This window comes from uncultured Frigoribacterium sp. (assembly GCF_963515265.1).
Taxonomy (GTDB): Bacteria; Actinomycetota; Actinomycetes; order Actinomycetales; family Microbacteriaceae; genus Frigoribacterium.
Genome location: NZ_CAUPYL010000130.1, coordinates 1 through 7,583, shown reverse-complemented (window position 1 = coordinate 7,583; position 7,583 = coordinate 1). Strand labels below are relative to the sequence as shown.

The following is a 7,583-nucleotide window of genomic DNA, read 5'->3' as shown; positions in this document are numbered from 1 at the left end:
GCGCCCGACCGGGTCGCCGTCGACGGCGTCTCCCTCGAGCTGCGCGCGGGCGAGACCCTCGGCCTGGTGGGCGCCTCCGGGAGCGGCAAGACGACGACCGCGCGCCTCCTGCTCGGCCTGGACGTCCCCGACGCCGGCACGGTCCAGCTGCTGGGCGAGCCGTGGGCGCCCCTGCGCGAGCGGGACCGCCGTGCCCGGCGACCGCTGCTCGGCTCGATCTACCAGGACCCGGCGAGCTCGTTCGACCCCCGGCTGCCGGTGGGCAGGCTCCTGGCCGACGCGCTGACGGGCGGCGACCGCACGCGCGTCCGCGGCGACGCCCTGCGTCGCGACGTGGTGGCGCTGCTCGACCGGGTCGGGCTCGCGGCCGACCTGGCCGGCCGGGGCACCGCCTCCTTGTCGGGAGGTCAACGGCAGCGCGTGGCGATCGCCCGCGCCCTGGCCGCGCGCCCGAGGGTCGTCGTCTGCGACGAGCCGGTGTCGGCCCTCGACGTCTCGGTGCAGGCCCAGGTGCTCGACCTGCTCGACGACCTGCAGCGCGAGGAGGGCCTGGCCTACCTCCTCATCTCGCACGACCTCGACGTCGTCGGCCACATGGCGGACCGCGTCGCGGTGATGCAGCACGGGCGGGTCGTCGAGCAGGGGCGCACGGCCGAGGTGTTCGCGGCTCCCCGGCACGAGCACACGCGCGCCCTGCTCGCGGCGCGCCCCTAGCGCGGGGCGCCGCGCCGCGCCGCTGCCCCGACACCCTCGGGAACCGCGGAGACCCCTCGGCGCGCACGCGGGTGCGCGCGGGTCCGAGGGGTCTCGACGTGACGGTGCGTGCGGAGGCGCTAGGCCCTCGTGGACACCTCGTCGTCGGCCGGCGGGCGGACGACCTGGATCGGCCCCGACTCGGCGAACGCGAGCGCCCACTCCGACTTCGACACGTCGCTCGACTCGTCGGAGTACGCGGCGATCAGCTCCTGGGCCTCGGCGTCGGTGGCGACGGACGGGCCCGAGCCGAGCAGCGGCTCGTTGGCCGTCTCCTTCGTGAACGAGACCGCGACGAGGCCGATCACCGCGGCGGCCATCAGGTAGAACGCGGGGATGTCGTGGGCCCAGCCGAAGCCGCGGCCCTCTGCCCAGACGACCAGCGCCTCCGTCGCGAGGGGGGTGGTCCCGCCGAACAGCGACACCGACACGTTGAACGCGATCGCGAGGGCGCCGTAGCGGATGATCGTCGGGAACAGCGCGGGCAGCGTCGAGGGCATCGTGGACGTGAAGGTGACGAGCACGAGGCCGAGCACGAGCAGGCCCGCGAACGACAGCACGCCGTTCTCGCTCTGCACCATGCGGAGCGCCGGGAACGACAGCACCAGGAACCCGATGCAGCCGGCGAAGAGCACCGGCCGGCGACCGAAGCGGTCGCTGAGCCGCCCGCCGAACGTGATGACGAGCATCATCAGCACCATCACCACGATGATGAACAGGAGCCCGCTCGTCGCGTCGCGGCCGAGGGTGTTGGTCAGGTAGGTCGGCATGTACGACAGCAGCATGTAGTCCGTCACGTTGAAGACCAGCACGAGGCCGACGCAGACGATGAGCGCACGCCAGTTCTCGCGGAACAGCGTGAGGAACGGGACCTTCTGGTGCTCGCGCTCCGACGCCTCCGCCTGCTGCTTCTGGAACGCCGGGGTCTCCTCCAGCTTGAGGCGCAGGTAGAGGCCGATCAGGCCGAGCGGACCGGCGACGATGAACGGGATGCGCCAGCCCCAGCCGAGGAGCGCCTCCTCGCTCAGGCCGAGCTGCAGGGCGGTCACGAGGGAGGCGCCGAGCACGTAGCCGCCGAGGGTGCCGAACTCGAGCCACGAGCCCATGAAGCCGCGGCGCTTGTCGGGCGAGTACTCGGCGATGAAGGTCGCGGCGCCGCCGTACTCGCCGCCGGTCGAGAAGCCCTGCAGGAGGCGCGCCAGCAGCAGCAGGATCGGGGCCCAGATGCCGATGGTCGCGTACGACGGGATGAGGCCGATCGCCAGGGTGCCCGCGGCCATCAGGATCATGGTCATGGCGAGCACCTTCTGCCGGCCGATCCGGTCGCCGAGCGGACCGAAGAACGCGCCGCCGATCGGGCGGACCACGAAGGCCGCCGTGAAGGTGCCGAAGGTGAAGAGGATGTTGAGCGCGTCGTTCCCGGGCGGGAAGAAGACCTGCGCGATGGTCGTGGTGATGTAGGCGTAGACACCGAAGTCGAACCACTCCATGGCGTTGCCGAGCGCGGCGGCGCTGACGGCGCGCTTGAGCATCGACTCCTCGACGACGGTGACGTCGTCCGTGGTGAGCTCGCGGCGTGCGGCCTTCGGGCTGTTCTCGCGGGCGTCGTTCTTGCGTAGGGCCATGTGTCGGGATACCTCCGGGTGGTCGGACGGAGCGCGACCACGGTGTCGGGCAAAACCGGACGAGGCTAACAGAGACCGGCATGTCAGATCCAGTGCAGTGCTCGCAACAGTGCCCTGACCGCATCTTTCCACGGCAGCGGCCACGACGCCTCCTGCACGCCCGCCCTGCCGCCGCCCCCGGCCGCCGTCCCGGCCGCGCGTACACTGGGGCAGTCCCACAACCAGGCGCCTCCCCACCGACACGGCGCCGCCCACAGAACCGGAGCAGCCCATGACGTCACCGATGCCCGAGAAGCCCGCCCTCGAGGGGCTGGAGGCCCGCTGGGGCCAGGTCTGGGAAGAGTCGGGCACCTACCGGTTCGACCGCGACCAGGCGACCCGCGCCTCCGTGTTCTCGATCGACACCCCGCCGCCGACCGCGTCGGGCAGCCTGCACATCGGCCACGTCTTCAGCTACACGCACACCGACGTCAAGGCCCGGTTCGAGCGCATGCGCGGCGCCAGCGTCTTCTACCCGATGGGCTGGGACGACAACGGCCTGCCGACCGAGCGTCGCGTGCAGAACTTCTACGGGGTGCGCTGTGACCCGTCGCTCCCCTACGACGCGTCCTTCACGCCGCCGTTCGAGGGCGGCGACGGCAAGTCGGCCAAGGCCGCCGACCAGGTGCCGATCTCGCGCCGCAACTTCGTCGAGCTCTGCGAGCGCCTCACCATCGAGGACGAGAAGCAGTTCGAGGACGTCTGGCGCAAGCTCGGCCTCTCCGTCGACTGGACGCAGAGCTACCGCACCATCGACGACCGGTCGCAGGCGATGGCACAGAAGGCGTTCCTCCGCAACCTCGCCCGCGGCGAGGCCTACCAGGCCGACGCGCCCACCCTGTGGGACGTCACCTTCCGCACCGCGGTCGCGCAGGCCGAGCTGGAGGACAAGGAGGTGCCGGGCGCGTACCACAAGCTCGCCTTCCACCGCACCGACGGCGAGGGCGACGTGCTGATCGACACGACGCGTCCCGAGCTGCTCCCCGCCTGCGTCGCCCTCGTCGCGCACCCCGACGACGAGCGCTACCAGGCCCTCTTCGGCACCACCGTGCGCTCACCGCTCTTCGACGTCGAGGTCCCCGTGGTGGCGCACCACCTCGCCCAGCCCGACAAGGGCTCGGGCATCGCCATGGTCTGCACCTTCGGCGACACGAACGACGTGGTGTGGTGGCGCGAGCTGCAGCTGCCGAACCGTGCCGTGATCGGCTTCGACGGCCGCTTCGTCAGCGAGGCCCCCGCCGCGATCGAGTCGGAGGCGGGCCGCGAGGCCTACGCCCAGCTCGCCGGCAAGACGGTCTTCAGCGCGAAGGCCGCCGTCGTCGAGCAGCTGACCGCCTCGGGCGAGCTGGTCGGCGAGATCAGGAAGATCTCGCACCCCGTCAAGTTCTTCGAGAAGGGCGACAAGCCGCTCGAGATCGTCTCGACGCGCCAGTGGTACATCGTCAACGGCGCCCGCGACGAGGCCCTGCAGCAGTCGCTGCTCGAGCGCGGCCGCGAGGTCGGGTTCCACCCCGACTTCATGCGCGTGCGCTACGAGAACTGGGTCAACGGCCTGAACGGCGACTGGCTCATCTCGCGCCAGCGCTTCTTCGGCGTGCCGCTGCCCGTCTGGTACCCCCTCGACGCCGACGGCAACCCCGTCTTCGACGACGTCATCGTGCCCGACGAGGCGTCGCTGCCCGTCGACCCGTCGAGCGACCCGGCGCCCGGCTACGACGAGTCGCAGCGCGGCGTGCCCGGCGGGTTCCAGGGCGAGCTCGACGTGATGGACACCTGGGCGACCTCCTCGCTCACGCCCCAGCTCGCCGGCGGCTGGGAGGCCGACCCCGGGCTGTTCGAGCTCGTGTTCCCGTACTCCCTGCGACCGCAGGGCCAGGACATCATCCGCACCTGGCTGTTCTCGACCGCCCTCCGGTCGCAGCTCGAGCACGGCACCGTGCCGTGGACGGACGCCTCGATCTCGGGCTTCATCGTCGACCCGGACCGCAAGAAGATGTCGAAGTCGAAGGGCAACGTGGTGACGCCCGCCGCGATGCTCGACGACCACGGCTCCGACGCGGTCCGCTACTGGGCCGCCTCCAGCCGACTCGGCACCGACGCGGCCTTCGACCCGCAGAACCCGAAACAGATCAAGATCGGCCGACGTCTGGCGATCAAGGTGCTGAACGCGGCCAAGTTCGTGTACTCGTTCGAGTTGCCGTCGGGCGAGTTCTCGATCACCGAGCCGCTCGACCGCGACCTGCTCGCGTCGTTCGCCGCGGTCGTCGACACCGCGACCGAGGCGCTCGAGGGCTACGACCACGCCCGCGCCCTCGAGGTCACCGAGAAGTTCTTCTGGACCTTCTGCGACGACTACCTCGAGCTCGTCAAGGAGCGCGCGTACGGGGCGACCACGCCCGCCGAGCAGGCCTCGGCCGTGCTCGCCCTGCGCACGACGATCGACGGCCTGCTGCGCCTGCTGGCGCCGTACCTGCCGTTCGCGACGGAGGAGGTGTGGTCGTGGACGCACGACGACTCCGTGCACCGCGCCTCCTGGCCGACCGCCGCCGAGCTCGGCGAGGTGGGCGCGCCGACCGGCCTGCTCGGCCTCGTCGGCGAGGCGCTGATCGGCGTCCGCCGGGCGAAGTCCGACGCGAAGGCCTCGCAGAAGACGCCGGTCGTCTCGGCGACGATCTCGGCCCCGGCCGCGCAGCTCGAGGTGCTCCGCGGGGCGGCCTCCGACCTGGCCGCCGTGGGCAAGATCCAGTCGCTGGACTTCGTCGAGGGCGAGTCTCTGGCCGTGACCGCGATCGAGCTGGGCGAGCTGCCGGAGGCCCCTGTGGCCGCCGGCGCCCCGACCCCGGCTGCGGGCGCCTGATGCAGCTCGGCACGCGCTGGAGCGTGGGAGGTGCGGCTCCGGCCAGCCTCCCCGCCCCCGTGCTCGGCGCGGTCGCCCAGGTCGAGCGCGAGCTCGCCGACGAGGGCGTCGACGCGTCGTCCTGGCGCTGGACGCTCACGTACCTCGAGCACCGACCCGTCGTCGAGCTCGACGACGGCACGGTGATCCGCGTGGACGCCGTCACGGGCGAGGCACGCGTGCACGCCCCGGACGACGTCCCCGACGAGGACTGACCCGGCCTCGCCCGCCGCGCGACCGCTCCCCTGCGCGCGCCTCCCGCACCACCCCGTAATTTGAGAGGGATCCGCCCCGCCGGGCCCGGTCTGCCCCGCAGACCGCCCCCGCGGCCGCGGATCCCTCTCGCTTTGCGCCCCCGCGCCCCTGGCCCTCCGCACATGCCGACCGCTGAGCCCGCGCGGCGCCTTCGATACCCGGATCTTCCGCTATCGGAGGGCACTCGGTCGGCATCTGCGGGACAGCTCGCCGAGATTCGGGCTCAGGCTCGGGCGACGATCTCGCCGTGCGGCATGAGCAGCCACCCGTCGGGCGCGTCCCGCCACGCGCGCCACGCGTCCGCGATCGCGTGCAGCTCGGCGTCGGTCGCGACCCCCTTCGCGATGGCGTCCCCGTGGAACGCGGACTCCGTCGCGCGCGACGCCCAGCTGTCGCCCCACCAGGTGCGCTCCTCGTCCGAGGCGAAGCACCACGAGGAGGCGGTGCTCACGACCGCCTCGAGGCCGGCCTCGAGCGCCCAGCCCTTGAGGCGCCTCCCGGCGTCGGGCTCTCCGCCGTTGCCGCGGTGCACCTGCTGGTAGACGTCCATCCACCGGTCGAGGCCGGGCGACTCCGGTGCCCAGACGGTGCCGTGGTAGTCGACCTCGCGTGCGGCGACGACTCCCCCGGGCCGCGCGACCCGCCGCATCTCCCGAAGCGCCCCGACGGGATCCGCCACGTGCTGGAGCACCTGGTGCGCGTGCACGACGTCGAACGTGTCGTCGTCGAACGGCAGCTCGTACAGGTCGGCCGTGACGAACTCGACGTTCTCCAGGCCTCGCTCGGCTGCGAGCCCGGCGGCCTGCGCGACGATCCCGGCCGCAGCGTCGACCCCGACGGCGCGCCCCGGGGCGAGCCGCTCGGCGAGGTCGACGGTGATCGTGCCCGGCCCGCACCCGACGTCGAGCAGCGACAGCCCGGGACGCAGGTGCGGCACGAGGTAGGCGGCGCTGTTCTCGACCGTGCGCCACGCGTGGCTCCGCAGCACGCTCTCGTGGTGCCCGTGGGTGTAGGTCGCACGCGGTGCGGTGGGTCCGCCCGGTGCGGTCGGCTCGCGCCGTGTGGTCGGTTCGCTCATGTGCCCGACCCTAGCGAGCCTCCTAGTGTGGGCGGATGACGAACCCGTTCCTCGAGCCGAGCTCCCTGCCGTACGCGCTGCCTCCCTTCGCCGAGATCACGGACGGCGACTGGCTGCCCGCCTTCGAGGCCGGCCTCCAGCAGCAGAGGGCCGAGCTGGAGGCGATCGCGACGGACCCGGCCGAGCCGACGTTCGCCAACGTCCTCGAGGCGCTCGAGCGCAGCGGACAGATCCTCGCCCGCGTCGAGCACGCGTTCTTCGACAAGGCGTCGAGCGACTCGAACGACGTCACGGACGCCCTCGAGCTCGAGCTGGCCCCGCGGCTCGCCGAGCACGCCGACGCGATCCGCCTCGACCCACGACTGTGGCGACGCCTGGATGCCCTGCACGCGCGACGCGACCAGCTCGACCTCACGGCCGAGCAGCGTTACCTGCTCGAGCGCACGGTCGCCGACTTCGTCCGTGCCGGCGCCGCGCTGGGCGACGACGACAAGGAGGCGCTGCGTCAGCTGAACCAGGAGCTCTCGACCCTGACCACCCGTTTCGAGAAGGCGCTGCTGGCCGACACGAACGACCTCGCGGTCGTCGTGCGCGACCCTGCCGAGCTGCGCGGCCTCACCGAGGGCCAGCTCGGGGCGGCAGCCGAGGCGGCACGGGAGCGCGGGCTCGAGGACGCCTGGGTCGTCTCGCTCGTGCTGCCCACCGGGCACCCGCTGCTGGCGTCGCTCGACGACCCGGCGCTGCGGGAGCGCGTGATGGCCGCTTCCCGGTCGCGCGGGCGACGGGGCGGTGAGCACGACACCCGGGCGCTCGTGCTCGAGATCGCTCGGCTCCGGGCCCGGCGCGCCGTCCTGCTCGGGTTCCCGGACCACGCCTCGTGGGTGACGGCGGGCGAGACGGCCGGCAGCCCGGCAGCCGTCGCCGACCTGCTCGGCCG

At 72.7% G+C, this 7,583-nt stretch carries 5 protein-coding genes and 1 pseudogene; 4 read left to right on the top strand and 2 right to left on the bottom strand.

The window, feature by feature from the left end; translation table 11 throughout:
• A partial coding sequence (locus RWM17_RS10390) for an ATP-binding cassette domain-containing protein (protein WP_314103390.1) occupies window positions 1–714 on the top strand: 714 nt, incomplete at its 5' end.
• A gap of 119 nt (window positions 715–833) precedes the next feature.
• On the opposite strand, the gene proP is transcribed toward RWM17_RS10390, so the two are convergent.
• Window positions 834–2,378 carry a glycine betaine/L-proline transporter ProP gene (proP, locus tag RWM17_RS10385; RefSeq protein ID WP_314103388.1) on the bottom strand — a complete coding sequence of 515 codons (1,545 nt, stop codon included), beginning with the start codon at window positions 2,376–2,378 and terminating at the stop codon, window positions 834–836.
• 271 nt (window positions 2,379–2,649) lie between these two features.
• Between proP and valS the strand changes: the two genes are divergently transcribed.
• Entirely contained in the window at window positions 2,650–5,274 is a 2,625-nt protein-coding gene (gene valS / locus RWM17_RS10380) for a valine--tRNA ligase (protein WP_314103386.1), read from the top strand.
• Entirely contained in the window at window positions 5,274–5,528 is a 255-nt protein-coding gene (locus RWM17_RS10375) for a hypothetical protein (RefSeq protein WP_314103383.1), read from the top strand. Before valS ends, RWM17_RS10375 begins: the two co-directional genes overlap by 1 nt.
• A gap of 263 nt (window positions 5,529–5,791) precedes the next feature.
• On the opposite strand, the gene RWM17_RS10370 is transcribed toward RWM17_RS10375, so the two are convergent.
• Window positions 5,792–6,646 carry a methyltransferase domain-containing protein gene (locus tag RWM17_RS10370; RefSeq protein WP_314103381.1) on the bottom strand — a complete coding sequence of 285 codons (855 nt, stop codon included), beginning with the start codon at window positions 6,644–6,646 and terminating at the stop codon, window positions 5,792–5,794.
• A gap of 35 nt (window positions 6,647–6,681) precedes the next feature.
• On the opposite strand from RWM17_RS10370, the pseudogene RWM17_RS10365 reads away from it, so the two are divergent.
• Window positions 6,682–7,583: pseudogene (locus RWM17_RS10365) on the top strand (M3 family peptidase); the annotation flags it as partial.